This is a genomic window from Flavobacterium sp. LK-23 (assembly GCF_058135255.1).
Genome location: NZ_JBYUVT010000001.1, coordinates 332,860 through 358,871 on the forward strand (window position 1 = coordinate 332,860; position 26,012 = coordinate 358,871).

Annotated in this window: 27 protein-coding genes; 21 read left to right on the forward strand and 6 right to left on the reverse strand. The window is 33.4% G+C overall.

What is annotated here, in order from left to right:
• Nucleotides 1–5: 5 nt before the first annotated feature.
• The 10 genes from AC3Y25_RS01345 to AC3Y25_RS01390 all read left to right on the forward strand — a co-directional run bounded on the left by AC3Y25_RS01345 (nucleotide 6) and on the right by AC3Y25_RS01390 (nucleotide 11,727).
• Nucleotides 6–2,120 carry a glycoside hydrolase family 97 protein gene (locus AC3Y25_RS01345; protein ID WP_489901486.1) on the forward strand — a complete coding sequence of 705 codons (2,115 nt, stop codon included), beginning with the start codon at nucleotides 6–8 and terminating at the stop codon, nucleotides 2,118–2,120.
• 106 nt (nucleotides 2,121–2,226) lie between these two features.
• Nucleotides 2,227–4,089, forward strand: a complete 1,863-nt coding sequence (locus tag AC3Y25_RS01350; protein ID WP_489901487.1) for a glycoside hydrolase family 13 protein — start codon at nucleotides 2,227–2,229, stop codon at nucleotides 4,087–4,089.
• A 206-nt stretch (nucleotides 4,090–4,295) separates the two neighbouring features.
• Nucleotides 4,296–5,963 (forward strand): alpha-amylase family glycosyl hydrolase, encoded by a 1,668-nt coding sequence (locus AC3Y25_RS01355; protein WP_489901488.1) that lies wholly within the window; start codon nucleotides 4,296–4,298, stop codon nucleotides 5,961–5,963.
• Nucleotides 5,964–6,120: 157 nt separating this feature from the next.
• On the forward strand, nucleotides 6,121–6,798 hold the full coding sequence (locus AC3Y25_RS01360; RefSeq protein ID WP_489901489.1) for a glycerophosphodiester phosphodiesterase: 678 nt from the start codon (nucleotides 6,121–6,123) through the stop codon (nucleotides 6,796–6,798).
• A 190-nt stretch (nucleotides 6,799–6,988) separates the two neighbouring features.
• On the forward strand, nucleotides 6,989–8,197 hold the full coding sequence (locus AC3Y25_RS01365) for a BaiN/RdsA family NAD(P)/FAD-dependent oxidoreductase (protein ID WP_489901490.1): 1,209 nt from the start codon (nucleotides 6,989–6,991) through the stop codon (nucleotides 8,195–8,197).
• 6 nt (nucleotides 8,198–8,203) lie between these two features.
• A complete protein-coding gene (locus AC3Y25_RS01370) occupies nucleotides 8,204–8,851 on the forward strand; it encodes an HAD family hydrolase (protein WP_427871838.1) in 648 nt (215 codons plus the stop codon).
• A 3-nt stretch (nucleotides 8,852–8,854) separates the two neighbouring features.
• A complete protein-coding gene (locus tag AC3Y25_RS01375; protein WP_250834335.1) occupies nucleotides 8,855–9,427 on the forward strand; it encodes a Crp/Fnr family transcriptional regulator in 573 nt (190 codons plus the stop codon).
• 61 nt (nucleotides 9,428–9,488) lie between these two features.
• Nucleotides 9,489–10,154, forward strand: coding sequence for an MBL fold metallo-hydrolase (locus tag AC3Y25_RS01380; protein ID WP_427871836.1), 666 nt, complete (start codon nucleotides 9,489–9,491; stop codon nucleotides 10,152–10,154).
• Between the two features lie 82 nt (nucleotides 10,155–10,236).
• Nucleotides 10,237–10,992 carry a hypothetical protein gene (locus AC3Y25_RS01385; RefSeq protein WP_489901491.1) on the forward strand — a complete coding sequence of 252 codons (756 nt, stop codon included), beginning with the start codon at nucleotides 10,237–10,239 and terminating at the stop codon, nucleotides 10,990–10,992.
• Nucleotides 10,993–11,004: 12 nt separating this feature from the next.
• Nucleotides 11,005–11,727, forward strand: coding sequence for a hypothetical protein (locus AC3Y25_RS01390; RefSeq protein ID WP_489901492.1), 723 nt, complete (start codon nucleotides 11,005–11,007; stop codon nucleotides 11,725–11,727).
• Here the strand turns inward: AC3Y25_RS01390 and AC3Y25_RS01395 are convergent.
• Nucleotides 11,711–12,691 carry a tetratricopeptide repeat protein gene (locus AC3Y25_RS01395; RefSeq protein WP_427871825.1) on the reverse strand — a complete coding sequence of 327 codons (981 nt, stop codon included), beginning with the start codon at nucleotides 12,689–12,691 and terminating at the stop codon, nucleotides 11,711–11,713. The genes AC3Y25_RS01390 and AC3Y25_RS01395 overlap by 17 nt on opposite strands.
• A gap of 53 nt (nucleotides 12,692–12,744) precedes the next feature.
• A complete protein-coding gene (locus AC3Y25_RS01400) occupies nucleotides 12,745–13,221 on the reverse strand; it encodes a TspO/MBR family protein (RefSeq protein ID WP_489901493.1) in 477 nt (158 codons plus the stop codon).
• A gap of 109 nt (nucleotides 13,222–13,330) precedes the next feature.
• Between AC3Y25_RS01400 and AC3Y25_RS01405 the strand changes: the two genes are divergently transcribed.
• The 5 genes from AC3Y25_RS01405 to AC3Y25_RS01425 all read left to right on the forward strand — a co-directional run bounded on the left by AC3Y25_RS01405 (nucleotide 13,331) and on the right by AC3Y25_RS01425 (nucleotide 18,218).
• Complete coding sequence (locus AC3Y25_RS01405; protein ID WP_489901494.1) at nucleotides 13,331–14,431, forward strand: diphosphomevalonate decarboxylase; 1,101 nt, start codon at nucleotides 13,331–13,333, stop codon at nucleotides 14,429–14,431.
• A 49-nt stretch (nucleotides 14,432–14,480) separates the two neighbouring features.
• A complete protein-coding gene (locus AC3Y25_RS01410) occupies nucleotides 14,481–15,419 on the forward strand; it encodes a mevalonate kinase family protein (protein WP_250834341.1) in 939 nt (312 codons plus the stop codon).
• A 77-nt stretch (nucleotides 15,420–15,496) separates the two neighbouring features.
• Complete coding sequence (locus tag AC3Y25_RS01415) at nucleotides 15,497–16,087, forward strand: DUF502 domain-containing protein (protein WP_489901495.1); 591 nt, start codon at nucleotides 15,497–15,499, stop codon at nucleotides 16,085–16,087.
• Nucleotides 16,088–16,149: 62 nt separating this feature from the next.
• Complete coding sequence (locus AC3Y25_RS01420; RefSeq protein ID WP_095928171.1) at nucleotides 16,150–17,106, forward strand: geranylgeranylglycerol-phosphate geranylgeranyltransferase; 957 nt, start codon at nucleotides 16,150–16,152, stop codon at nucleotides 17,104–17,106.
• 203 nt (nucleotides 17,107–17,309) lie between these two features.
• A complete protein-coding gene (locus tag AC3Y25_RS01425) occupies nucleotides 17,310–18,218 on the forward strand; it encodes a pseudouridine synthase (protein WP_489901496.1) in 909 nt (302 codons plus the stop codon).
• A 64-nt stretch (nucleotides 18,219–18,282) separates the two neighbouring features.
• Here AC3Y25_RS01425 and AC3Y25_RS01430 read toward each other — a convergent pair whose 3' ends face one another.
• The gene (locus tag AC3Y25_RS01430; RefSeq protein WP_095928173.1) at nucleotides 18,283–18,885 is read right to left on the reverse strand and encodes a DUF937 domain-containing protein; all 603 of its coding nucleotides are present in this window, start codon (nucleotides 18,883–18,885) and stop codon (nucleotides 18,283–18,285) included.
• A 274-nt stretch (nucleotides 18,886–19,159) separates the two neighbouring features.
• The gene (locus AC3Y25_RS01435) at nucleotides 19,160–19,660 is read right to left on the reverse strand and encodes a DUF456 domain-containing protein (RefSeq protein WP_489901497.1); all 501 of its coding nucleotides are present in this window, start codon (nucleotides 19,658–19,660) and stop codon (nucleotides 19,160–19,162) included.
• A 44-nt stretch (nucleotides 19,661–19,704) separates the two neighbouring features.
• Here AC3Y25_RS01435 and AC3Y25_RS01440 point away from each other — a divergent pair, with 44 nt between their 5' ends.
• Entirely contained in the window at nucleotides 19,705–20,088 is a 384-nt protein-coding gene (locus AC3Y25_RS01440; protein WP_489901498.1) for a hypothetical protein, read from the forward strand.
• A 34-nt stretch (nucleotides 20,089–20,122) separates the two neighbouring features.
• A complete protein-coding gene (locus AC3Y25_RS01445) occupies nucleotides 20,123–20,608 on the forward strand; it encodes a hypothetical protein (RefSeq protein WP_489901499.1) in 486 nt (161 codons plus the stop codon).
• Here AC3Y25_RS01445 and AC3Y25_RS01450 read toward each other — a convergent pair whose 3' ends face one another.
• Both AC3Y25_RS01450 and AC3Y25_RS01455 read right to left on the reverse strand, forming a co-directional pair.
• Nucleotides 20,609–21,712: a glycosyltransferase family 2 protein gene (locus AC3Y25_RS01450; protein ID WP_489901500.1), complete on the reverse strand. Its 1,104-nt coding sequence runs from the start codon at nucleotides 21,710–21,712 to the stop codon at nucleotides 20,609–20,611.
• Nucleotides 21,709–22,653 carry a hypothetical protein gene (locus AC3Y25_RS01455; RefSeq protein ID WP_489901501.1) on the reverse strand — a complete coding sequence of 315 codons (945 nt, stop codon included), beginning with the start codon at nucleotides 22,651–22,653 and terminating at the stop codon, nucleotides 21,709–21,711. The genes AC3Y25_RS01450 and AC3Y25_RS01455 overlap by 4 nt, the downstream gene beginning before the upstream one ends.
• A gap of 168 nt (nucleotides 22,654–22,821) precedes the next feature.
• On the opposite strand from AC3Y25_RS01455, the gene ruvC reads away from it, so the two are divergent.
• From ruvC to AC3Y25_RS01475, 4 genes are all read left to right on the forward strand, one after another.
• Nucleotides 22,822–23,376, forward strand: a complete 555-nt coding sequence (gene ruvC, locus AC3Y25_RS01460; protein ID WP_095928179.1) for a crossover junction endodeoxyribonuclease RuvC — start codon at nucleotides 22,822–22,824, stop codon at nucleotides 23,374–23,376.
• Nucleotides 23,377–23,463: 87 nt separating this feature from the next.
• Nucleotides 23,464–24,612, forward strand: a complete 1,149-nt coding sequence (gene hemW, locus AC3Y25_RS01465) for a radical SAM family heme chaperone HemW (RefSeq protein ID WP_489901502.1) — start codon at nucleotides 23,464–23,466, stop codon at nucleotides 24,610–24,612.
• A gap of 116 nt (nucleotides 24,613–24,728) precedes the next feature.
• Nucleotides 24,729–25,106, forward strand: a complete 378-nt coding sequence (locus AC3Y25_RS01470; protein WP_250834349.1) for a GxxExxY protein — start codon at nucleotides 24,729–24,731, stop codon at nucleotides 25,104–25,106.
• A 51-nt stretch (nucleotides 25,107–25,157) separates the two neighbouring features.
• Nucleotides 25,158–25,943, forward strand: a complete 786-nt coding sequence (locus tag AC3Y25_RS01475) for a cyclase family protein (RefSeq protein WP_489901503.1) — start codon at nucleotides 25,158–25,160, stop codon at nucleotides 25,941–25,943.
• Nucleotides 25,944–26,012 lie beyond the last annotated feature (69 nt).

The window sequence follows — 26,012 nt, forward strand, 5'->3', positions numbered from 1 at the left end:
AAAACATGAAAAACTTATTTTTCGCAAGTTTAATTTTGTTTGCGTTTAGCACGGTTGCAAAAGCGCAGCAGTTAAAATCACCCGAAGGCAAGTTCGTAATGGAATTTTCTCTTCAAAACGACGGAACTCCAACTTACAATTTAAAATACAAAAACAAAGAAGTTGTAAAAACCAGTAAATTGGGTCTTGAACTAAAAGATGATAAAAAATCTTTATTAAACGACTTTACAATTGGTGATACGAAAACTTCCACTTTTGACGAAACTTGGAAACCGGTTTGGGGAGAAGTAGATCACATCAGAAATCATTATAATGAATTGGCTGTGACTTTAAATCAAAAAGGAACAGACAGACAAATCATAATTCGTTTCCGTTTATTCGAGGATGGACTTGGATTTAGATATGAATTCCCAGCACAAAAGAATCTTACTTATTTTGTAATTAAAGAAGAAAGATCTCAATTTGCTATGACTGGAGATCATACTGCTTTCTGGATTCCAGGAGATTATGATACTCAGGAATACGATTACACAAAATCGAAACTATCTGAGATTCGAGGTTTATCTGAAAAAGCATACACAGCAAACGTTTCACAAAAATCTTTTTCTCCAACAGGAGTTCAGACTTCTTTGATGTTAAAAACAAATGAAGGAATCTACATCAACTTACACGAAGCGGCTTTAATTGACTATTCTTGTATGCACTTGAATTTAGATGATAAAAACATGACTTTCACCTCTTGGTTAACTCCAGATGCAAAAGGAGACAAAGGTCATATGCAAGCACCAAATCATTCACCTTGGAGAACGATTATTGTAAGCGATGATGCTAGAGAAATCTTAGCTTCAAAAATGACTTATAACTTAAACGATCCATCAAAAATTGACAATACTTCTTGGATTAAACCTGTAAAATATATTGGTGTTTGGTGGGAAATGATTACAGGAAAAAGCTCTTGGTCATATACTAATGATTACCCAACAGTACAATTGGGAGTTACTGATTTCGCGAAAGCAAAACCAAACGGAACGCACGGAGCAAACAATGCTAATGTGAAAAAATACATTGATTTTGCTGCACAACACGGTTTCGACGCTGTTTTGGTTGAAGGCTGGAACGAAGGGTGGGAAGACTGGTTTGGACATTCTAAAGATTATGTTTTTGATTTCTTGACTCCATACCCAGATTTTGATGTAAAAGGTCTGCATGAATATGCAAAATCTAAAGGTGTAAAAATCATCATGCACCACGAAACTTCAGGATCTGTTCGTAACTACGAGCGCCATATGGATGCTGCTTATAAATTCATGAACGATAACGGATATGATGCTGTAAAAAGCGGTTATGTAGGTGACATTTTACCAAGAGGTGAAAATCATTATAGCCAATGGATTGTAAACCACTACCAATATGCTATCGAAAAAGCAGCTGATTATAAAATTATGGTGAACGCTCATGAAGCAGTTCGCCCAACAGGAATTGCAAGAACGTATCCTAACTTAATTGGAAACGAAGCGGCGAGAGGAACAGAATACCAAGCTTTTGGAGGTTCTAAACCAAATCACGTTACCGTTTTACCATTTACACGTTTAATTGGTGGTCCAATGGATTATACTCCTGGGATTTTCGAAATGGATATTAGCAAAATGAATCCTGAGAACAAATCTCATGTAAACAGTACAATTGCAAACCAATTGGCATTATACGTTACTATGTACAGCCCGTTGCAAATGGCTGCTGATACTCCAGAAAACTACAACCGTTTTCTAGATGCATTCCAATTCATTAAAGATGTCGCTGTAGATTGGTCAGAAAGTAAATATATTGAAGCTGAGCCAGGAGATTTTATCACAGTTGCTCGTAAAGCAAAAGGAACAAATAACTGGTTTGTTGGAAACGTTAACGGAGAAACGCCACGTACTTCAAACATCGATTTCAGTTTCCTTGAAAAAGGTAAAAAATATACAGCAACCATTTATGCTGATGCAAAAGATGCGCATTACAAAACGAATCCGCAGGCTTATACTATCAAAAAAATTGCTGTAACAAACAAATCAAAATTATCTCAGTTTTCTGCTCCAGGTGGAGGTTATGCGATAAGCATTATTGAAAATAAATAATTTAAATTAACCATATAAGAAATGTAAGATCATTTAAAATTAAAATCCCCCAGTTTTTTTCTTAATTGTTCTTACATTTCTTATATGGTTTAAATTCTACTTCACTATGAAAAACCAAAAAACATCACTTATCTATAAATTAGTCTTATTGGTTTTGCTGTTTTCCGCTTCCGCGAAAGCACAAATCCAAAAAGTAGAACCGCCTTTCTGGTACGCTGGAATGAAAAATTCAGAACTGCAGATTATGTTCTACGGAAAAAATATTGCACAATACGAAGCTTCGGTTTCAAATAATGTTGTGATTAAAAATGTAGAAAAAACAGAAAATCCAAACTATCTTTTCGTAACAATTGATACAAAAGACGTAAAAGCTTCTGAATTGGTTTTCTCTTTCAAAAACAATAATAAAATTGCCTTTAAACAAAAATATGCTCTAAAAGAAAGAAGAGCAAATTCGGCAGAAAGAAAAAGTTACGACGCCTCTGATTTGATGTACTTAATCATGCCGGATCGTTTTGCTAATGGAAATCCTAAAAATGACAGCGACGCTTCTTTAACTGAAAAAGGAAATCGTCAAGATCCAAGCGGACGCCACGGCGGTGATATCGAAGGGATTATCAAAAACCTAGATTATATTTCGTCTCTTGGCGCGACAACAATTTGGAGCACACCTTTATGCGAAGACAACGACAAACAGCATTCGTATCATACGTATGGACAATCGGATGTTTACAAAATAGATCCGCGTTACGGAACAAACGATGATTATGCTCGTTTATCGGCAGAAATGCACAAAAAGAACATGAAACTGGTTATGGATTATGTAACTAATCACTGGGGAATTACGCATTGGATGATGAAAGATATTCCGACCAAAACATGGTTCAATCAATTTGAAACTTTTACCCAAACACATCACCGTCGTGAAGTAATTACCGATATTCATGCTTCAAAAATCGATCAGGAAGTTTGTGTGGACGGCTGGTTCGTTCCTTCAATGCCAGATTTGAATTTAAGAAATCCTCTTGTAGCCAAATATTTAACTCAAAACGCTATTTGGTGGATCGAATTTGCAAATCTTGACGGATTTCGTGTAGATACTTATAACTATTCAGATAAAACGGCAATGGCCGAATGGGCAAAATCAATCACAAACGAATATCCTAATTTTAATATTGTAGGTGAAATCTGGATGCACAATCAGGCGAATTTAGCTTTTTGGCAAAAAGACAGTAAAATTGGTGCAATTGAAAACTACAATTCGAATCTTCCAAGTGTAATGGATTTTACGCTTCAAAGTCAGATTACATCTGCCTTTAGTGAAGATGAACCAAACTGGGACAGCGGATTGATTAAATTCTACAACAATTTTGCAATGGATTTTTTATATCCAAATACCAATAATATCTTAGTTTTTGCTGAAAATCATGACACGGATCGTATGAATGAAAAATTCAAATATGATTTACCAAAATACAAACTGGCAATGACTTTATTGGCAACAGTTCGTGGAATTCCGCAAATCTATTACGGTTCAGAAATTGGAATGGGCGGCGACAAAGGAAAAGGCGGAGATGCCGATATTCGTCAGGATTTTCCAGGCGGATGGGCTGGGGACAAAAACAATGCTTTCACCAAAGAAGGAAGAACTCCAGAACAAGCAGCTTACTTTGATTTCAGTGCAAAATTATTCAACTGGAGAAAAACAAACGAAGCGGTTCATTTCGGAAAAATGAAGCATTATATTCCAGAAAACAACACTTATGTATATTTCAGATATACTGACAATAAAACGGTTATGGTAGTTTTCAATAACAATGCAAAAGAACAGGTTGTAAAAACAAACCGTTTTAAAGAAAGCATCAAAAACTACAAATCAGGAAAAGATGTTATTTCAGGAAAAACATTCGATTTAGCTTCTGAAATTACTTTAGAACCAAAATCAGCTTTGGTTTTAGAATTGGAATAGACCTAACCGCAAAGTTCGCAAGGACAAGCGCAAAGTTCGCAATATTTTTTGCCACAGTATATATCGTAGAGGCGCATTGCAGTGCGTCTACGCAAAGTTTTTCCGCCACGAATTCACGAATTTTTATTCTCACAGATTTTAAAAAATAATTCGTGAATTCGTGGCTATTTTTTTCAACACAATCCATCCTAAAATATTCTAAAATAATGAAAAAATACACTTTCCTTTTTTTATCTTTAGTATACTTAACAATGAGTTGTTCTGGCTCAAAATCAGTTACAATGAATAACGAAAATACTTCGAAAACACCTTTCGTTTGGGAAGGGGCAAATGTTTATTTTTTACTTACAGACCGTTTTTACAATGGAGATACTTCCAACGATGTCAATTTCAATCGAACCAAAACTCCGGGAAAATTACGCGGATTTGAAGGTGGTGACATCATCGGAATCACTAAAAAAATCGAATCGGGTTATTTTGAAAAATTAGGAATAAATGCCATTTGGCTTACGCCGATTGTCGAACAGATTCATGAAGGTGTTGACGAAGGAACTGGATTGAGCTATGGTTTTCACGGTTATTGGGCAAAAGATTGGACGGCTCTCGATCCGAACTTTGGAACAAAAGAAGATTTAGCCAGTCTGGTAAAAAAAGCACACGAAAAAGGAATTAGAATAGTTCTAGACGGCGTAATTAATCATACTGGCCCTGTAACTCCCGAAGATCCCGTTTGGCCTTCTGACTGGGTAAGAACTGGCGTAGTATGTGATTATAAATCTTTTGAAAATACTACGATGTGTACTTTGGTTGACAACCTTCCAGATATTAGAACTGAAAGTGTACAAGAAGTCGAACTCCCTCCTTTTTTAATAGAAAAATGGAAAAAAGAAGGCCGTTATGAAAAAGAAATTGCTTCGTTGGATGAATTCTTCAAAAGAACAGGTTACCCAAGAACTCCAAAATATTACATCATAAAATGGCTTACCGATTACATTCTGGAATTCGGAATTGACGGCTACCGTGCCGATACTGTAAAACACACTGAAGAAGGTGTTTGGGCCGATTTTAAAAAAGAATGTGATTACGCTTTCGAAACCTGGAAAAAACATCATCCTTTACAAGTTTTAGATCAAAATCCGTTTTATACTATTGCCGAAGTTTACGGCTACGGAATCAGCGGTGGGCAGGATTATGATTTTGGAGATCGAAAAGTCAATTATTTTCAAAATGGTTTTAACAGCATGATCAACTTTGAATTTAAATGGAATGCTGCTCAAAACGATTACGAAGGTTTATTTTCTAAATATTCGAATGCACTTAACAATGATCTAAAAGGATATTCTGTCCTTAATTATATGTCTTCGCACGACGACGGTCAGCCTTTTGATGCAAACCGTGTAAAAGGAATTGAAACGGGAACTAAACTTTTGCTTTCGCCAGGAATGTCGCAAGTTTATTATGGCGACGAATCAAATCGTTCCTTAGTTGTTGAAGGTACAAATGGCGATGCAACTTTACGTTCAAACATGAATTGGGACGAAATTCAGAATAATCCTGAAACACAGAAAACACTTTTACATTGGCAGAAATTAGGTCAGTTTAGACGAAATCATCCTGCGGTTGGAGCTGGTGTTCACAAGTTGATTAATCCATATCCTTATACTTTTTCTAGAACGTTTACTAAAGGTTCTTTTACAGATAAAGTCGTGATGGGAGTAGATTTACCAAAAGGCAGAAAAGAGCTTCCTGTTGGCGATATTTTCCCAAACGGAACAAAACTAAAAGATGCTTATTCGAATCAGGAAGTCGAAGTAATTGATGGGAAAGTGATTATTGACAATGATTTTGATATTGTTTTATTAGAAATAATTTAACCGCAAAGATTTTTTCAGCCACGAATTCACGAATTTTTATTCTCAAAGATTGTAAAAAAATAATTCGTGAATTCGTGGCTATTTAATTTTCACTAATTTATTTGCGAACCTTGCGTAAAACTTTGCGACCTTTGCGGTTAGAAAAAAACACTGCAAAATGCTCAAAATTGCACATCGAGGCGCCAAAGCCTACGAACCTGAAAATACTTTACAAGCTTTCCAAAAAGCCTTAGACTTAAATTCTGACGGAATTGAACTTGACGTTCACCTTAGCTCTGACGAACATATCATCGTAATTCATGACGAAACAATAGACAGAACCACTAATGGAAAAGGTCTTGTAAATGATATTACTTTAGCAGAATTAAAATCGTTTCTGATTGATGGAAAATATCAAATCCCAACTTTAAATGAAGTTTTTGATTTGGTTGACAAAAGATGTTTAATCAATATCGAATTAAAAGGTTTAGGAACTGCGCCTAAAGTTGTTCAGTTAATTGAAAAATACATCTCCGAAAAAAACTGGAATTACAATCAATTCATCATTTCAAGTTTTGATTGGAATATGCTGGAGGAAACTTCAACTTTAAATTCAAATATCCCAATTGGTGTTTTAACAGAAGAAAATCTTGATACTGCTTTGGCTTTCGCCGAAAAAATAAAAGCAAAAGCCATTCATCCTGATTTTAATTTATTGAATGAAGAAAATGTTCGACAAATTCAGGAAAAAGGATTTCTGGTTTTACCTTGGACAGTAAACTCAAAAGAAGACATTGAAAAAGTAAAAAGCTATAAAGTAAACGGAATTATCTCTGATAATCCAGATAAAATATAAAGTGTAAAATTTTTAGCCACAGATTATAAGGATTAAAAGGATTTTTATTTCGCCACAAATTACACGAATTGCCACAAATTCAAAATAGAATAAATGAATTCAATGCAAACAAAATCTGTGTTAATCATTTTAATCTGTGGCAGAAAAAAATTAGTGCCAATTCGTGCAATTCGTGGCAACCCAAAAAAATATGATCAAAAATTTCGACATAATCATCGTTGGCGGAGGCGCTGCTGGTTTTTTTACCGCAATTAATATTGCCGAGAAAAATCCGAAACTAAAAATTGTCATTTTAGAAAGAGGAAAAGAAGTTCTTTCTAAAGTCCGCGTTTCAGGAGGCGGACGATGCAACGTTACACACGCTTGTTTTGAACCCAACGAATTGGTTAAATTTTATCCTCGTGGAGAAAAAGAACTTCGTGGGCCTTTTCATCAATTTTGTTCGGGAGATACCATTGAATGGTTTGAAAAACACGGTGTAGAATTAAAAATTGAAGAAGACGGTAGAATGTTTCCAGTTTCTAATTCGTCACAAACCATTATTGATTGTTTCTTAAAAGCAACCGAAAAACTAGGTATAAAAGTGCTGACAGGTCAAAGCGTTCAATCTATTTTCAAAAAAGAAAATCATTGGAAAATAGATACCCAAAGCGACAATTATGCTGCCGAAAAATTAGTAATGGCAACCGGAAGCAACCCAAAAATTTGGGAAATGCTTCAGGAACACGGACACGCTGTCGTGAGCCCTGTTCCTTCCCTATTTACTTTCAATATCAAAGATTCTCGAATTAAAGAACTACCCGGAGTTGCGGCACAAGTTACTGTAAATGTAAAAGATACCAAATTAGAATCTACAGGACCTTTATTAATTACCCATTGGGGAATGAGCGGTCCCGCAATTCTTAAACTTTCAGCTTGGGGCGCTCGTATTTTACATGATAAAAATTATCAATTTACCATTTTCGTTAATTGGCTAAATGATGTTGATTTTGAAGATGCCGAAAAAATCCTAAAAGATTTAAAGCAGGAACACGCGAAAAAAGCCGTTTCAAAAAAATCTCCTTTTGACTTTCCGAATCGTTTATGGGAAAGTTTAGTTTTGGCTTCGGGAATTGAAGTCGAAACCAAATGGGCCGATTTATCTAAAATTCAATTGCAGAATCTAACTTCACAATTAACAAAAGCTGAATTTAAAGTAAATGGAAAAAGTACTTTTAAAGAAGAATTTGTAACAGCGGGCGGAATCGATTTAAAAGAAATAAATTTCAAAACCATGGAAAGTAAAATTCACGAAAACCTTTATTTTTCTGGTGAAATTGTAAATATAGACGCCATAACGGGAGGGTTTAATTTTCAGAATGCTTGGACAAGCGGGTTTATTCTGGCTCAAAATATTTAATACAAAATGAAATTTAAAGGAATTATTTTCGATTTAGACGGCACATTAGTCAATTCTTTAGAAGACATATCAGATGCGATGAACAAAGTGCTTACCGCTTTAAATTATCCTACACATACTTACGACACTTATCAATATTTTATTGGGAGCGGTTTACGAAATCTAGTAAGTAAAGCTTTACCTGCTACAAACAATTCTGATGATGAAATCGAAAGTTGTTTTGAATGTATGGTCGATGAATACACTAAAATCTGTACGCTGAAAACAAAACCTTATGAAGGTATTGTAGAATTGCTAGAAAATCTCACTTCGCAAAACATCAAAATGGCTGTTTTCTCTAACAAAGCCGATGAATTGACGAAGAAAATAGCTTATGAATTATTTCCAAAACAATTCGACACAGCTATAGGCTTGAGTACAGAATCGCTTAAGAAACCGAATCCGTTTGAAGCGATTGAAATCAGTAAAAAATGGAATCTAAAACCCGAAGAAATCCTTTTTGTCGGAGATTCTGATATTGACATGAAAACGGCCATAAATGCTAATATGTTTCCTGTGGGAGTAACTTGGGGCTACAGAACAGCAGATGAATTGAAATCTAGTGGCGCAAAAGCGGTTATTAATAATGCTTCAGAATTAATCGAAATATTATAAATCGTGAATGCTGAATTACAAAAACAAATACTATCAATCGCTTCGTTTTCTGAAAAAGAAATCGAAAAGATAGATTCTTGTTTTGAATATGAAAAGTTTACAGCCAAAGACTCTCTTTCTTCAATGGGAAAAATCAGCAATAAAATCTTTTTTGTTGTCGAAGGTCTGGCGCGGGTTTATTATTTAAAAGATGGAAAAGAAATTACGACTTATTTAAGCTGTGATGAAGGTTTTATCGCTTCATACTCCAGTTTTATAAATCAATCCGTTTCTTTTGAAAATATTCAGTGTATTGAAGATTGCGAAGTTCTTTCGATTACTTTCGAAAAAATGCAGTTTCTGTATAACGAAATTCCGAATTGGGAACGTGTTGGAAGAATTTTAGCCGAGCAAAATTACCTTTGTATGGCGGATCGTGTTTTAAAACTGCAAATGATTCCGGCAAAAGAAAAGTACCAGACTTTTTTATCTTCGGCTCCAGCCAAAATAATTCAGCGAACGCCTTTAATTTATATCGCTTCTTTTCTCGGAATAACTCCAGAATCTTTGAGCAGAATTCGTCAGGATATTTCTTAACATTTATCAAGTGGATTAAGAATCTGAATTCAAATCTTTGCCAAAATAAAATTTGAAAAAGATGAATATCGCCAAAGACGTTTACCAGATTCCGTTATTTCCACGCAACGCCATTAATTGTTACATAATTGAAGATGTTTTAATCGATGCAGGAATTCGAACTTCTACCCATAAAATAGTAAAAGCAATTAAGGGTAAATCTATTACCAAACACGCCTTGACGCACGCTCACGCCGATCATCAGGGAAGCAGTAAAATAATCTGCGAAACCTTTAATATTCCCTTTTTATGCAGTGAACCTGAAAAGGCATTTGCTGAAAATGGAAATGTAATTACAGAATACCCAAATCCGAATCATATCATTTCTAAATTTCAGAAAAACTTTTGGGCAGGAAAAGGACATCCCGTTTCTGAAACTTTAAAAGAAGGAGATCAGATCGGCGGATTCACGGTTATTGAAACACCGGGACATTCAAGTGGACATATCTCTTTTTTCAGAGAAAAGGATGGCGTTTTAATTGTAGGCGATGTGATGACCAATATGAATCTTCTCACTACAAAAGTCGGTTTGCATGAACCTCCCCATTTATTTACTGCTAATAAAGAAACCAATAGAAAATCAATTCTCAAATTGGCATCATTGCAACCTAAAATATTGTGTTTTGGTCACGGACCAGTTTTATTTAATAATGGAGAACTGGGAAAATTTGTTCAAAATATGCTATAATTTTATTAACAAGAATTTACATATTCCGTAAGTTTTCATTAAGACAATTCTAATAATTTTACTCTCAACTAATTAATCCTATATGAGAGTAAAATTACTTACTACAATTTCTATTTTCACTTATCAGCTCAGCGTTTCTCAAACGGAAAAAGTATTAAACGGAAAAGTTTTTTCGCAAAACATTCCGCTTAATAAAGTAGAGGTAATTAACAAAACCGCTCGAATTAGTACCAGAACAAATGAGCTAGGCGAGTTTTCAATTTTAGTCCGTCCACAAGACAGCCTTCTTTTTTACTCCAAAGACTATTTCTTTAAAAGATTTAAAATTTCTCAGAAAAACATAGATCAAAATAACCTGGTTGTCAATATGATTTTGAAACCAGAAGAACTCGATGAAGTCTTAATTACAACTATAAAATTTCCTCATGTTGGTCCTACTCAAGAAGTTTCAGATTCGATTGCATTAATGAGAGCCTCGAGCGATTTACGAAAATATACTGGCGTTTATGACGGTACTATTGCAAACGGAATGAATTTCGCCGCTATGGGAGCAGGTCTTGTAAGTTTGTTTAAAAAAGAAGATAGAGGCAACAAAAAACCTAAAAAGAAAACTCCTGAATTGGATTTCAAAACATTCGCCGAAGCAACTTGTCCTTTAGATTTTTTTACAAAAGATCTAAAATTAAATCCTTATGAAAAAGCTCTTTTCCTAGAATTTTGCACAGCCGATCCGCAATCTGAAATTATTCTAAAACAGAAAAATTTACTTTATACGATGGATTTTTTATATGCTAAAAATGAAGAGTTTAAAAAATTGAATACTGGAATTAAAAACTAAAAAAATCCGTAAATGAAAGTAAAATTACTCACTACAATTTCTTTTCTTACTTATCAGCTTAGCATTTCGCAGACAGAAAAACTACTTCGTGGAAAGGTTATTTCTCAGGAGAATGCGCTTCAAAATGTAGAAGTCATTAATAAAACAGCCAAAACCAGCGCGAGAACAAATGAATTTGGAGAATTTTCAATTTTAGTGAAAGAGCAAGACAGTATATTGTTTTTTTCCAATAATTACTTATTTACAAGATTGAAACTAACCGCGAAAGATCTAGAAAAAAGCTATCTCATTGTCGAAATGACTCCAAAAGCTGAAGAACTGGAGAATGTTACGGTTTCTCGATCCATTTTTAATAAAGCTGAAATTAAAAAAATCGTCAATAATAAGGAAAAAATAAAGGAGATTAAAAATCGTAAACAATTTGACGAAGTGGCTTCAAAATTGAATGTTTATGACGGGAGGATCAAAAATGGGCTAGATTTTAGTTACCCCATTTTTGATAAACCGAAGAAAAAAATTGAGCCACGTGATGACCGTTTTAAAAAACTCGTCATCGCTACTTGTTCTCCGGATTTTTTTATCAAGAATTTGAAAATAAAACCCGAAGAAAAAGAAATTTTCTTAAACTTTTGTAATGCCGATTCGAAATCTAAAACACTTTTAGAAAAATCAAATGATTTGGAATTGATAGACTTTCTATATGCTAAAAATGAGGAATTTAAGAAGCTGAAGTAGACTTTTTCAGCTTCTTCCATTTTATAAAAAATGCAACAAAAGCAATTAATAAAATTAGTATTATCCCCGAAAGGATAACAATAATTATTTCAATTTGAGATATATAACCTGAATATATGTTCCCTTTGCTTTCTCTTAAAGCCCGAAGTTGAGAACCATAACTTTGAGCTCTTTCACTATAATAGTTAATTTCGTTCTGGGAACTATTAATCATTCTTTCTACAATTAAATCTCCCTCATAACCATATTTTCTGGCAGTCCTGTAAGTCTCAAGCGCACTGCTATTTTTTCCTAATAATTCTGCAAGATTTCCAAGTTCAAAGAGTAGAATTGAAATGATTTTATCTTTTGGTTCTATAAATGACATTCTTTCATTTACCTGAAAATAAATTGATTGTGCCAATTCATCAATCTCTTTTTGAGACAATTTTGTCTTAGGCTCATGTGACGTTCCAAAATTTGTATTAATTAGAAACTGACCAGAAACATCTTTTAGGTTCTTGATTTTTGCTTCTAATATTTTCAAGTGAAGCCATTCTGATCCTTTATGGGATTTGGGATTTATAGCAATAGACTTTTTAATCCAATTATAGGCTTTTTGGTTTTCGCCCATTAATTCATAAAGCGTCCCTAAATTTGATGCTGTCGAATATCTATTGGGTTTAATTTTTTCAATGTTCAGATATAATTTTAAAGCTTCATCATATTTCCTCAAAACAATTAAAAGATATCCTTTATCTGATAGATAATCTAGATCTTTGGTCCTCTTATATAAGCTGTCAAGTTCAATTATCAATCTTGGAAAATCTCCTTCGAAAAAATTATGCCCTTGAGGATTAATTCCATCATAATCTTCATAAGCATAAGCTCCATTTTTTAGAATTTTCGTTTCACCATTCAAACAAGCGAACCCTTTAAAGGAAATTAAAACTAAAGCAATAACAAAAACCTTAAATCTATTCATAAAGTAATACGTCTTGATTAAACCTGAAACAAAAAAAAACTTGAAACAAAAAACTACTTATTCAGCCACCAAATACTAGCATTCAAAACTGTAGCAAATCCAACCCAAGCTAAATATGGAATCAATAAATAAGCTGAAGTTTTATTGATTTTGACGAATTTCAAATACGTTTCATAAATCATCAGCCATAAAAGCACGATTTCGACTAAAGCCAACATCGGGTTTTTTAATCCGAAAAATAAATAAGACCAAATAGCATTTAAAATCAATTGAATGATGAAGAAAAGCAGTGCTTTTTTAACTTCCTCAGTATGTTCTTTTATTCGGTCCCAAACCAGCGCTGCTGCGATTGCCATAAATATGTAAAGAACTGTCCAAACTGGCATAAAAATCCAATTCGGCGGATTAAAAACTGGTTTTTCCAACGTTACATACCAAGTCTCAATACTTGGTCTTGTTACTAAACTAGCAGAATATCCAACTGTTAAACAAATTACTAAAGCTATAGCGATTTTTACAAATTTATTCATGATATCAAATTTTGAATTCAAAAATAGTCAAAAGAAAAGTTTAAACCATATAGATAAAAAATTATCCCTTTAAGGCGAAAAAACTATCTTTGCCAAAATTTTATAATTCATGTTAACAGCAGCCGATTTTATACCAAATTCATATACTTCAGCAATCGAAAACGGAAACTTTGAATGGAGCGCTCCAAGCAACATTGCCTTAGTGAAATACTGGGGGAAAAAAGACAACCAGATTCCAGCAAATCCTTCTGTTAGTTTTACTCTAAATAACTGTAAAACAATTACAAAATTAGGTTTTGAAAAAAGAGACGCTTCGAGTTTACGCAACGTGACAAATGGTTTTTCTTTTGATTTACTTTTTGAAGGAAAACCAAAAGAAGATTTCAAACCAAAAATTCAGAAGTTTTTAGAAAGAGTTGAAGTTTATCTGCCGTTTTTGAAAGAATATCATTTTACAATTGACACTCAAAATACTTTTCCTCATAGTTCAGGAATTGCTTCTTCGGCTTCTGGAATGGCGGCTTTGGCAATGAATTTTATGAGTTTGGAGAGAAAATTGAATCCAGAAATGACCGATGAGTATTTCTATCAAAAAGCTTCATTTCTAGCGCGATTAGGTTCTGGAAGCGCTTGCAGAAGTGTGAAAGGGAATGTTGTCGTTTGGGGAAATCAGGAAAATATTGAAGGAAGCACCGATTTGTTTGGTGTTGAGTTTCCATATACAATTCACGAAAACTTCAAGAATTATCAAGATACTATTTTATTGGTTGACAAAGGTGAGAAACAAGTTTCGAGCACAGTTGGGCACGATTTAATGCACAACCATCCGTATGCTGAAAGACGTTTTGCTCAGGCACATGAAAATCTGGATAAATTAATTTCCATTTTTGAAAACGGAGATTTAAACGAGTTTATAAAAGTTGTAGAAAGTGAAGCATTGACACTACACGCTATGATGATGACCTCTATGCCGTACTTTATTTTGATGAAACCAAACACACTGCAAATCATAAATGCGATCTGGAAATTTAGAAATGAAACCCAGATTCCAGTATGTTTTACGCTAGATGCTGGAGCAAATGTGCATGTACTTTATCCCGAAAACGTTAGCGAAAAAGTACTTCAATTTATTCAGGACGAATTAGTTGTATTTTGTCAGAATAATCAATACATTTGCGACAAAATTGGACACGGTGCGATTGCATTATAATTTTCCGTATCTTTAATTAAATTTTTATTAGAAAGACATAAAATAAATCATGAAAGGACCACTATTTTACTCAAAAATATTACTCTTTGGAGAATACGGAATTATCCGCGACTCTAAAGGACTTTCTATTCCTTATAATTTTTACAACGGCGCTTTAAAAAAATCTGAAGAGCCTACAGAAGAAGCCATTTCATCAAACAAAAGCTTAAGAAGTTTTGCTTCTTATCTTGAAGTGCTACATACGCAACAGCCAGAATTGGTTACTTTTGATTTAGAAGCTTTAAAAAATGATGTTGAAACTGGAATGTATTTCGATTCTAGTATTCCGCAAGGATATGGAGTTGGAAGCAGCGGTGCGCTTGTTGCTGCTATTTACGATAAATATGCTACCAACAAAATCACTGTTCTGGAAAATCTGACTCGCGAAAAGTTATTACACTTAAAAAATATATTTTCTCAAATGGAAAGCTTTTTCCACGGAAAAAGTTCTGGTTTAGACCCTTTAAACAGCTATTTGAGCATTCCAATCTTAATCAATTCGAAAGACAATATTGAAGCAACTGGAATTCCAACTCAAAGTTTTGACGGAAAAGGTGCTGTATTTTTGTTAGACTCAGGAATTGTTGGAGAAACTGCTCCAATGGTAAGTATTTTTATGGAAAACTTAAAAGATAAAGGTTTCCGTGCTATGCTTAAAAATCAGTTTGTGAAATATACAGATGCTTGCGTAGAAAACTTCCTGCATGGCGATATGACATCTTTGTTTACCAATACCAAAAAACTTTCTAAAGTTGTCTTAAATCATTTTAAACCCATGATTCCAGAACAATTTCACGGAATCTGGCAACACGGAATTGACTCTAACGATTATTACCTAAAACTTTGCGGTTCTGGAGGAGGCGGTTACATCCTTGGTTTTACCGAAGATTTAGAAAGAGCCAAAGCATCCTTAAAAGACTATAAATTAGAAGTAGTTTACCAGTTTTAAAGTTAAACCTCTTAAAAATATTGTTGTGATGTATTGAATACCCTTTCCTAACATTTAATCTTAAAAAATTATTGCCTATGAAAAGTATTTTAAAGATTATCAAAGCAACTTTTTTAGGAGGAATTCTTTTTTTAGTGCCTTTAGTTGTACTATTAATTGTTTTAGAAAAAGGATATGGTATTGTACAAAAGACAACACTTCCGCTAGTAAGTGCTTTACCAAAAGTCAGCGTTTTAGGGCTTGCAATTCAAGAACTTGTTGGGTTATTAATCATAATTCTAATCTGTCTGGTTGCTGGATTATTGGCAAGAACTGCAGCGGCAGAAAAATTGGTTCAGAAATTAGAAGAAGGGATTTTAAGTTTTGTTCCCGGTTATTCATTTATGAAAAGCATGAATGAAAATATATTGGGATTAGAATCTAAAGACGATTTAAAAGTAATATTAGTTCCTACTGATGCTGGTTTACAATTTGCTTTTTTAATAGAACAAGTCAGTGATGAGAAATTCACAGTTTTTATACCAGATGCTCCAAACCCTTGGAGCGGGTCGGTGGTTTTTGTAGATAAAAAAGATATTACAGAAATCGATATTACGCAAAAACAAGCTTTGGCCTGCATTCGAAAATTAGGTTACGGATCTGAAGAATTGTTAAAAAACAAGCTCTAGTTTTCAGAATCAAAAAATATACTTTAACTTCCCTACATCAAATCAACTCCACTATATCATCTATGTTAAGCAGACAACAAAAACTTTTAGTAATGAAAATTGTTAGTCTGTTCTCTGTAGTTCGAGGTTACAATATTCCAATTATCGTTTTAGCCCAGTATTTATCGGCAATTTTTATACTTGCTCCAGAAATTAGAGCGTTGGATATTTTGCTTGATTTTCACTTGTTTTTAATTGTTTTTGCTTCGGCTATTACAATCGCTTCAGGATATATCATCAATAATTTTTACGACAGTCAGAAGGATTTGATTAATCGTCCGAATAAATCGATGTTGGATCGTTTGGTTAGTCAGAAAACTAAATTGAACGTATATTTCAGTTTGAATTTTCTCGCTGTTCTAATGGCTTTTATAGTTTCCTGGAGAGCCTTTTTGTTCTTTTCGGGCTATATTTTTATGATTTGGTTTTATTCTCATAAAATTAAAAAGTATCCCATTATTGGAAATTTAATGTCTGCTTTACTTGCTGTAACGCCATTTTTTGCCATTTTACTTTATTTCTATAATAAGATCTCATTTGAAGAAATTGAGAATCACATGAGTCATTTTGTAGTGATTTCGGCACATGCGGTTTTCTTGTTTCTGCTTTTATTGATTCGCGAAATGATAAAAGATTTAGAAAACCTGAAAGGCGATTTAGTAAGCGACTATAGAACGATTCCGGTTTTATACGGAGAAAAAATTTCTAAGCAAATTATCACGGGTTTGACTTTGTCTACCATTTTACCTGTTTACGTTTTGGTTAATATTTATGATGTAGGCTATATGGACATTTATTTTTATGTGTGTTTTGGAGTTCTTCTTTTCTTCCTGATTTATTTATGGAAATCGGACTCTAAAGAACAATATCTAAGACTACATAATGTTCTTAAGTTCCTGATTGTATCTGGCGTTTGCTGCATTGTTCTGATTAATCCAAGCGTCTTATGGCATGGTCGCGAATTGATTTCTAATTACTAAAGCTTTTTATTTCACAGAGATTCGCAAAGTCTTTTTTGTGTAACTCCGCGAAATTCTTTGCGAATCTCTGCGGAACAATCTATTTTAAAAAGATCAATTATATTGCTCCTAAACCTCTTAAAATAAAGCGCTATTAATCTAAGAACATTGAACTTAAGATTTATTAGCAGGAAAAAACTATCTTTGCACAAATTAATGATTCTATGAACAACAAGGAAGGCAACAATAAAAGAGGTGGATCGAGACCAAATAGCTCACGACCAAACTCTAACAAGCCAAAACCTCCTATGGCTAAGCGCGCGCAAGGGCCTAAAAAAGTAAAACCTGAAGTTAAAGCTGCTCAGGAAGCTGCTGCTGAAAAATTGAGAAAACAAAATCAGCCAGCAAAGAGACAAAAGGCTTCAGATGAAATTCGTCTGAACAAATACATCTCTAATTCTGGTGTTTGTTCTCGTCGTGACGCCGACATTTATATTCAGTCTGGAAACGTTAAAGTTAACGGTACTGTAGTTACAGAAATGGGTTATTTGGTAAAACTAAATGATGTTGTAAACTTTGACGGTGTTACACTGACTCCTGAAAAGAAAGAATATATTTTATTAAATAAGCCTAAAAACTTTACGACTGCCTTTGACGAAGGTCAGGAATATCGTAACGTTCTAGAACTTGTTCGTGGCGCTACAAATGCAAAAATTGCTGCTGTAGGAAGAATGGACAAGAATACAACTGGTTTATTATTGTTTACAAACGATACTGATATGATTCGTAAGTTTACATTGCCAAACCAGAAATCGTCTAAGATCTATCAAGTTTCTTTAGACAAAAACTTGAAATTTGAAGATTTAGAGATAATCAGCAAAGGTTTAGTTCTTGACGGACACCGCGTTTTTGTTGAAGAAGTAAGCTATATTGATAATGAACCAAAAAGCGAAGTTGGTCTTAAACTGCGTACTGCTAACGTAAAAGTGGTGCGTTCAATTTTTGAATCTTTCGAATACAATGTATTGCGTATTGACCGTGTTTCGTTTGCTGGATTAACCAAAAAGAATCTTCCTCGTGGAAATTGGCGCTTTTTGACCGATCAAGAAGTTATCAATTTGAAAAACGTCTAAACGTTTTTCAAATTTAAGTCATAAATGAATCCTGTTTTCTTCTAGAAAATGGGATTTTTTATTTTTAAAAACTAAAGAAATTATGTCCGAAAAGTGTAAAAATAGATCTTCCGATAGATTGGTTTTTATCTTCTACAGTTTCGTAAGATGAAAAACCTAGGATGATTTTAATTCCGGGAGGAATGCTGTTTAAAATATCTCTTTTTTGGTCTTCTAAAAGGAGTTTTAAACTTTCTATTAATTGAAGATTGTATCTTAAATAAGACATTACAAGTAATGCTGAAAAGTTAAGTATTTCTCTGGCTGTTTCGCTTTTAATGCCAACTTCGTTTGAAACCATTTCTGAAATTCTACCTTTTTTGTTCGAGAATAATTCTTTCAGTAAAGCATTTCCTTCTATGCGGTAACAATCGTCGACTGATAAAATTCTGCCTGCATTAAAGTCTATTTCTTGGTAAAAAGTAGAATCTTCTTGGATTAATGAAACGATTTCAGAATAAAAATCAGATTCTTCGGCTTTGTTGTAGAGTCCCATTAAAATTGTACCGATCGAGACGTCTATTCCCTTTATTAAAAGTGCATCATTCTCAAAATAAAACTTGTTTAACTTGGAGACAACATTAGAAGAAATAAAGCGTCTAAGTTCAATTTGTAGGTTTGGGGTCATACTCATAACTTAAAAAATGATTATTTATACTTATTTAAAATAATCGATAAAATGAGGCTTTTTATCGTTTATCGTGATAAAAATATAAAATATTTTAACATTTCCAAAAATTAAGTTAAAAATTTACCTTCTTAATAACCAGTTCTTAACACTAAAAATGCCTTAACACTAGTAAACTCAACCCTTTCGTTGTCAAACACAAAAGAAAAAAAGTTAAGAAAAGTTTGATGTTTATTTTTGCAAGCAACGCTAAAAAGCTAAAATTGTTATAAAATTAAAATAAAATGTTTCGATATTCCCACACAATATTTAAAAATATGCCCAAATAAACCACTGCAAACAGAAAATTAACAAAACTCGAAGCAATGAATCCTAATAGCGATCCAGTGGCTGCTTTTAGAGCTCGTTTATGATTTTGAGAATCATACATTAACTCTCCAATTAAAGCGCCCAAAAATGGACCAATTACAATTCCAAAAGGAATTGGAGCAAAAATTCCGACAACCAAACCAATGTTGGTTCCCCAGACTCCATAAGAGCTTCCTCCAAACTTTTTAGTGCCTTTTGACGGAATAATATAATCTAATATAGTAATGATGACCATTAGAACAAAAGTAATCCCTAAAACCCAGTAATTATTTTCGACTGCTTTAGTTAGGTAAAGTAATAATATCCCAACCCAAGAGCATGATAATCCAGGTAGAACAGGAAGAAAACTTCCAAAAACGCCCACGATTACACATATAAATCCTAGCAGCACTAAAAGTAAATCCATAATATTTTGTAAGTTTGTACTTATTATTTAAACATTTTACTAGTATGAGAACTCTTGTAAAAATAGTTTTTTTTCTATTCTTTGTATTTTCCATCAGCGAAAAAACAATAGCTCAATCTAAGAAACTTTCTACAGATGACAAAGTAATACAAGACAGTCTTTACTCCTCCAATAAGAAAAAAGTAATAAATTTTTCTATGAGAGACTTTGATAAGCTATTTTTCGATTTTTTTAGTAAAAAAAATGATCCCAATATCCTTCTGAGTAAAATTGAATTTTATACCTATACGGTTCAAATAGCAGCTTTTTCAGACAGACTCATCAAATTATATCCTGATCAAAAGGAAGTTGCAGAAAAAAATAAAGAAAATTGGCTATCGGAAAACTATGAAGATTATTTAGAATACAAAGCTTCTCAAAAAAAATAATCGTATTTTTGTTATATCATCCAATTTTAAAACTTTGAGGCAGTTTTTCCCTTTTCTTATTTGCATCCTTTTTAATTCTTGTCAATATTTTGAGAAGCAGGTTCCGTCTGAAAAAGAATTACTTCAAAAAGAATTGAAATCCATCAACTGGAAAGAAGTTGATGAATATCCTTCTTTGCCTGATTGCGATAAAATTGGTGATAAAAAGCTTCGCCAGCAATGTTTTTTTGAAGTGATGTCGAATCTTATTCAAGAAAAACTTAACGTTGATACTTTATCTATTCTGTATCCAGAATTGGACACCATTGAAGTCAAAGTAACTGTTTTTCCTAACTCAACTATGAAGTTTGAACCTCAGTTTCCTAAAGATTCTGTAGTTTACGATACTATAAGGATTGACAGCATTCTGCACGCGCGTCTAGTCGATTTTCCGAAAGCAAATCCAGCCATAAAACGCGGTATTCCAGTAAAAACACAGTTTATTTTGCCTGTAATTATAAAAGCAAAAGAAGAAAAGTAGTTATTTTCTAAATTGGCGTCCTTTCCATTTATAAGACCCAAATAAGCTGTACAAAGCGACAGTCGAACTAAAAAACGGATACCATAGACTACTTAACAAAAAACTTTTAATTCTCTTATTTGCCAAAAATCGATTAGTGATTAAAAGCAAAATAAAGTCAACTGAAATTTTAGAAAAAGCAAAAATTACAAAAATTGGATACGAGCAAATTCCTAAAAGAAGAGAGAAAAATCCAATTACAAAACTCAGATTTCCGAAGAAAACAATTAATCCAAGAAACTTTCCGAAATTGCTATTATACGAACTTGTTTTAGCCGCCCAACGCACTCTTTGATGAAATAATGATGTCCAATTTTCAGTTGGTTTTGTAACTACAATTGCTTCTTGGGCTTTTAAATAATGAACTTCATCCGAACACTTTTGAATCGCTTTTTGCAGTAAAAAAACATCATCTCCACTGGCAATTTTATCATTCCCTTCAAAACCATTTAAACTTTCGAAGAATGCTTTTGTATAAGCAAAATTAGCTCCGTTGCACATAAAACCCTTATTTAAACCAAAACTTCCAATTGTAGCGCCTTGCAGACTCGTTAAATCCAATTGCTGAAAATGATCTAAAAATGAGTTTTCACATTGATACGTTACAGCTCCAGCAAGCATGGAAACTTTGTTCTGCTGAATGTAATTGTCAAAAGTCAACAACCAATTTTCGGGAACAATACAATCGGCATCGGTTGTAATAACCCAATCGGTTTTTACGTGCTGCATTGCCGTTGTAATGGCATCTTTTTTAGGAGAATTGGAAACCCGAATATTGTTTATTTGCGAAATGTGAAATGTGAAATGTGAGACTTGAAATTTTTCATCTGAAGCATCGTCAACTAAAATTACATCAAATAAATCTATTGGATAATTTAGTTTTGAAAAACTTTCCAAAAGTAGGGGCAGATTTTCTTTTTCATTCCGAAAAGGAACAATTATCGTAAAACTTGTATTTGGTTCTAAATCTTGTTTTTGATATTTTTTTATTTTTAAAAAACCATAAATCAGCAACGCAATGCTAATTACATAAATTGCTAATATGGTGAATAATCCAAAAATCATTCTGGAGTTTTTGTTTTAAAATTCAACACAAAAAAGCTTCCTAAAACTACGGGAAGAACTACGTTTAAAAACCACATTAAAGTGCTTATAAATACAACAATCCATTCGTTTACGCCCAAAATCCCAAAGAAGTAAATCGCAACACTTCCTTTTACTGCAAAGTCTAAAAACTGAAAAGTTGGCAATGAAGAAGCTAAAAAGTAAACTGATGTTATCGCTGCCATCAAAGTTAAATAAGGCAAATCGACATCAAAACCTAAAAACAAAAAGTAATATTGATGCGAGAAAACCAAATAACGACAGATCCCTAAAAAGATATTTTTCTGATGAACCGATTTCGGAATTTCATTGATTTTATGAATCAGTTTTTCTATCGAATATCCTTTGACTTTTATCTTTTTAATGGAGAATAATAAAATCAAAATCAGAACAAATCCGCCAAAAAGAATCAAGACTGTTTTGGTTGTAATTACATTAAATTGCGCATTGAAATAGAGTAATCCGAAAATCCCAAAAATGATCGTTAAAATCATTTGGATTCCGTTGCAGATTAAGTTTAAGAAAACCACTCTTTTGGCTTCTGATTTCGGATAATACAGCGCTTTTCCTGCATACTCTCCTACTCCATTCGGCGTAAAAATTCCTGCCGTCAAAGCAGCCAAAACCTGTTTTGTCGCTTCATAAACCGATAATTTATGAATAACCTGCGCTAGATTCTGCCATTTCAAAATCTCGAAATAACGGTTCAAAACGCTCAAAAGTAAGATAAACGAAATCCCTAGAACCGACTGATTTTTTTGGAACAAAGCAATAAACTTCTGCCAGTCTAATTTATCATTGTTAGCCAACTGATTATAAATAAAATAAAATGCGCCGCCAACAATTAAAAGTTTGACTACGAGAACTAGGAATTGCTTAGCTTTGTGAGGAATTGAAATCATGCCGCAAAAGTAAAGCTATTTCACAAAGATTCGCGAAGAAATCACAAAGATACACGGAGAAAATAAAAACTTTGTGAATCTCTGTGGCAATTTGAAAATGAGAAAATGAATTGTTCATTTTTCAAAAACTTGAAACTTGAAACAAAAAAACTTGAAACAAAAACTCTCTTGACACAAGAACGCATCATATTAGGTATTGACCCCGGAACCACAATTATGGGTTTTGGATTGATTAAAGTAATCAATAAAAAAATGGAATTTCTGCAATTGAATGAATTGCAGCTTTCCAAATACGACAATCATTACCAAAAACTAAGAATCATTTTTGAAAGAACCATTGAACTTATCGAAACGCATTGTCCAGACGAAATTGCTATTGAAGCACCTTTCTTTGGCAAAAACGTACAATCGATGTTAAAGCTCGGACGAGCGCAAGGTGTTGCAATGGCAGCAGGACTTTCAAGAGGCATTCCGATTACTGAATACGAACCTAAAAAGATAAAAATGGCGATTACCGGAAACGGAAATGCCAGTAAAGAACAAGTTGCTAAAATGCTGCAACAGCTTTTAGGCTTAAAAGAATTACCAAAAAATCTCGATTCAACAGACGGTTTAGCAGCAGCAGTTTGTCATTTCTTTAATTCGGGAAAAGTCGTGGCTGGAAAAAGCTATTCTGGTTGGGATGCTTTTGTAAAACAGAATGAGGATCGAGTTAAGAAATGAGTCAATGCGTCAATTTGATAATTAGATAATTCTGTAGACAACGGATAAATTATCTAATTGACATATTCTCTAATTATCTAATAAAAAATGTCAGGAATTTACATTCACATACCTTTTTGCAAGCAAGCTTGCCACTATTGTGACTTTCATTTTTCGACTTCGATGAAAAAGAAAGACGATATGGTTTTGGCATTAGCTAAAGAAATTGGCATGCGTAAAAACGAGCTTCTCGACTCCGCTCAAAGTGACAATGAGATCGTAGAAACCATTTATTTTGGCGGCGGAACTCCTTCGGTTTTATCAAATGAAGAAATCAACTTTTTAATTTCTGAAGTTTATAAAAACTATAAAGTTGTACAAAACCCTGAAATTACACTTGAAGCTAATCCGGATGATTTGTCTGCTGAACGAATTCTGGAATTATCGAAAAGCCCAATAAATAGATTAAGCATCGGAATTCAGTCTTTTTATGAAGAAGATTTAAAGATGATGAATCGTGCCCATAATTCAGCGGAAGCCAAAAAATGTCTGGAAGAAGCGACAAAATATTTCGACAATATTTCACTGGATTTGATTTATGGAATTCCAGGAATGAGTGACGAAATGTGGAGACATAATATTCAGACTGCTTTAGATTTTGGCATTCCGCATATTTCGAGTTATGCTTTGACGGTTGAACCCAAAACGGCTTTAAGCAAATTAATTCAAACTGGAAAAGTTGCTGAACCGCAAGACGAAGTGGCTTCAAATCATTTTATGATTTTGGTCGAAATGCTTCAAAAAAATGGTTTTATTCATTACGAATTATCCAATTTTGGAAAAGAAAATTATTTCTCCAAAAACAATTCGGCTTACTGGTTGGGCAAGAAATATATAGGAATCGGACCTTCGGCACATAGTTATGATGGCGAAAAAAGAGGCTGGAATATTGCTAATAATTCGTTGTATTTAAAAGCAATTCAAAACAACGAACTTCCAATTGAAACCGAAATCTTAACTGTTTCAGATCGTTACAACGAATATATCATGACGGGTTTACGAACCATTTGGGGCGTTTCTTTAGAAAGAATTGAAAAGGAATTCGGATCAGAATATTTGAATTATTTACTGGAACAAGCTCAAAAGTTCTTAAATGACGATTTGCTTTCGATCGAAAACAACATTTTAAAACCAACTCTTAAAGGAAAATTTTTAACAGATGGAATTGCTTCAGATTTGTTTTATGTTGAAACTTAAGTTTAACCGCAAGGTTCGCTAAGGTTTACGCAAAGAACGCTATTTGTTTTTTTGTAGGAATAAATCTATATTTTAAAGGCGCAGGTATTATATTTGGGGCTTTAAATATTTATTTTATGTCAGAGAATGATTTATCTCGAATTGTGTTTCATTCAGCTTTGAAGGTTCATCAAACTTTAGGACCTGGACTTTTAGAAAGTGCTTATGAAGAATGTCTATTTTATGAGTTGAAAAAATTTAACTTGGTAGTTGAAAAACAAAAGCCTCTACCATTAATTTACGAAGAAGTAAAATTAGATGTTGGTTATCGATTAGATATTTTAGTAGAAAATAAACTAATTTTGGAAATAAAGTCTGTAGATTGCTTAAATGAAGTTCATTTTGCCCAACTATTGACTTACTTAAAATTAACAAATTGCAAACTAGGCTTATTAATAAATTTTAATGTTGCATTACTAAAACATGGAGTTAAAAGAATAGCAAACAATCTTTAATAAAATCCTAGCGACCTTTGCGTAAACCTTAGCGAACCTTGCGGTTAAATTATGATAGCAAAAATCAACAACTTCGAAATCGACTTATCAAAACCCATTGATATTTCTATTCCATTAACCAATACAGATGAAAATCCGATTGCGTGGTATATTGAAAAACCAGTCATTGAACCAGTAGTTTTTGGTGATTGGATTGGAAAAGTTTCTGAAGGAAAATCATCTACGAATTTCAATAATATTTTCTTCAATCCGCATGGGCATGGAACGCATACGGAATGCTTGGGGCATATTACCAATGATTTTTACAGTATTAACCAATCTCTAAAACAATTCTTCTTTTTTGCTAAACTGATTACGGTTGAACCTGAAAAGATTGGAGATGATTTGGTGATTATGAAAGAAAACATTTTGACTTCGCTCAATGTGACATCACTGGATAGCGCTTCGACTCCGCTCAGCGTGACAAACGAAGCCTTAGTAATTCGGACTCTTCCCAATCAAAAAGATAAAAAATCAAGAAAATATTCCAATACCAATCCACCGTATTTGTCTGAAGATGCTGCAATTTTCATCCGCGAAAGCGAAATTCAGCATTTATTGATCGATCTCCCAAGTGTGGACAAAGAACATGACGAAGGAAAATTATTAGCACATAAAGCATTTTGGAATGTAAAAGACACAAATAATTTAAATCAAGATGCACGGTTCAATGCGACAATTACAGAAATGATTTATGTTGCAGACGAAATTGAAGACGGAAATTATATATTAAATCTTCAAATCGCTTCGTTTGAAAATGATGCAAGTCCAAGCAAACCAATTTTATATAAAATTTAAAAGGCCGCCAATAGTTGCACTCATTTTCGCGAATTTCTTTTTTTTATTTTGCCACAGATTAAAAAGATT

Coding starts and splice junctions, on each gene's coding strand:
- AC3Y25_RS01355 (WP_489901488.1), top strand. CDS start 4,296: ATGAAAAAATACACTTTCCTTTTTTTATCTTTAGTATACTTAACAATG.
- AC3Y25_RS01400 (WP_489901493.1), bottom strand. CDS start 13,221: ATGAATAAATTTGTAAAAATCGCTATAGCTTTAGTAATTTGTTTAACA.
- AC3Y25_RS01475 (WP_489901503.1), top strand. CDS start 25,158: ATGATAGCAAAAATCAACAACTTCGAAATCGACTTATCAAAACCCATT.
- AC3Y25_RS01365 (WP_489901490.1), top strand. CDS start 6,989: ATGATCAAAAATTTCGACATAATCATCGTTGGCGGAGGCGCTGCTGGT.
- AC3Y25_RS01395 (WP_427871825.1), bottom strand. CDS start 12,691: ATGAATAGATTTAAGGTTTTTGTTATTGCTTTAGTTTTAATTTCCTTT.
- AC3Y25_RS01435 (WP_489901497.1), bottom strand. CDS start 19,660: ATGGATTTACTTTTAGTGCTGCTAGGATTTATATGTGTAATCGTGGGC.
- AC3Y25_RS01380 (WP_427871836.1), top strand. CDS start 9,489: ATGAATATCGCCAAAGACGTTTACCAGATTCCGTTATTTCCACGCAAC.
- AC3Y25_RS01440 (WP_489901498.1), top strand. CDS start 19,705: ATGAGAACTCTTGTAAAAATAGTTTTTTTTCTATTCTTTGTATTTTCC.
- AC3Y25_RS01345 (WP_489901486.1), top strand. CDS start 6: ATGAAAAACTTATTTTTCGCAAGTTTAATTTTGTTTGCGTTTAGCACG.
- AC3Y25_RS01370 (WP_427871838.1), top strand. CDS start 8,204: ATGAAATTTAAAGGAATTATTTTCGATTTAGACGGCACATTAGTCAAT.
- AC3Y25_RS01405 (WP_489901494.1), top strand. CDS start 13,331: ATGTTAACAGCAGCCGATTTTATACCAAATTCATATACTTCAGCAATC.
- AC3Y25_RS01360 (WP_489901489.1), top strand. CDS start 6,121: ATGCTCAAAATTGCACATCGAGGCGCCAAAGCCTACGAACCTGAAAAT.
- AC3Y25_RS01470 (WP_250834349.1), top strand. CDS start 24,729: ATGTCAGAGAATGATTTATCTCGAATTGTGTTTCATTCAGCTTTGAAG.
- AC3Y25_RS01450 (WP_489901500.1), bottom strand. CDS start 21,712: ATGATTTTTGGATTATTCACCATATTAGCAATTTATGTAATTAGCATT.
- AC3Y25_RS01410 (WP_250834341.1), top strand. CDS start 14,481: ATGAAAGGACCACTATTTTACTCAAAAATATTACTCTTTGGAGAATAC.
- AC3Y25_RS01415 (WP_489901495.1), top strand. CDS start 15,497: ATGAAAAGTATTTTAAAGATTATCAAAGCAACTTTTTTAGGAGGAATT.
- AC3Y25_RS01425 (WP_489901496.1), top strand. CDS start 17,310: ATGAACAACAAGGAAGGCAACAATAAAAGAGGTGGATCGAGACCAAAT.
- hemW (WP_489901502.1), top strand. CDS start 23,464: ATGTCAGGAATTTACATTCACATACCTTTTTGCAAGCAAGCTTGCCAC.
- AC3Y25_RS01420 (WP_095928171.1), top strand. CDS start 16,150: ATGTTAAGCAGACAACAAAAACTTTTAGTAATGAAAATTGTTAGTCTG.
- AC3Y25_RS01385 (WP_489901491.1), top strand. CDS start 10,237: ATGAGAGTAAAATTACTTACTACAATTTCTATTTTCACTTATCAGCTC.
- AC3Y25_RS01455 (WP_489901501.1), bottom strand. CDS start 22,653: ATGATTTCAATTCCTCACAAAGCTAAGCAATTCCTAGTTCTCGTAGTC.
- AC3Y25_RS01430 (WP_095928173.1), bottom strand. CDS start 18,885: ATGACCCCAAACCTACAAATTGAACTTAGACGCTTTATTTCTTCTAAT.
- AC3Y25_RS01390 (WP_489901492.1), top strand. CDS start 11,005: ATGAAAGTAAAATTACTCACTACAATTTCTTTTCTTACTTATCAGCTT.
- AC3Y25_RS01350 (WP_489901487.1), top strand. CDS start 2,227: ATGAAAAACCAAAAAACATCACTTATCTATAAATTAGTCTTATTGGTT.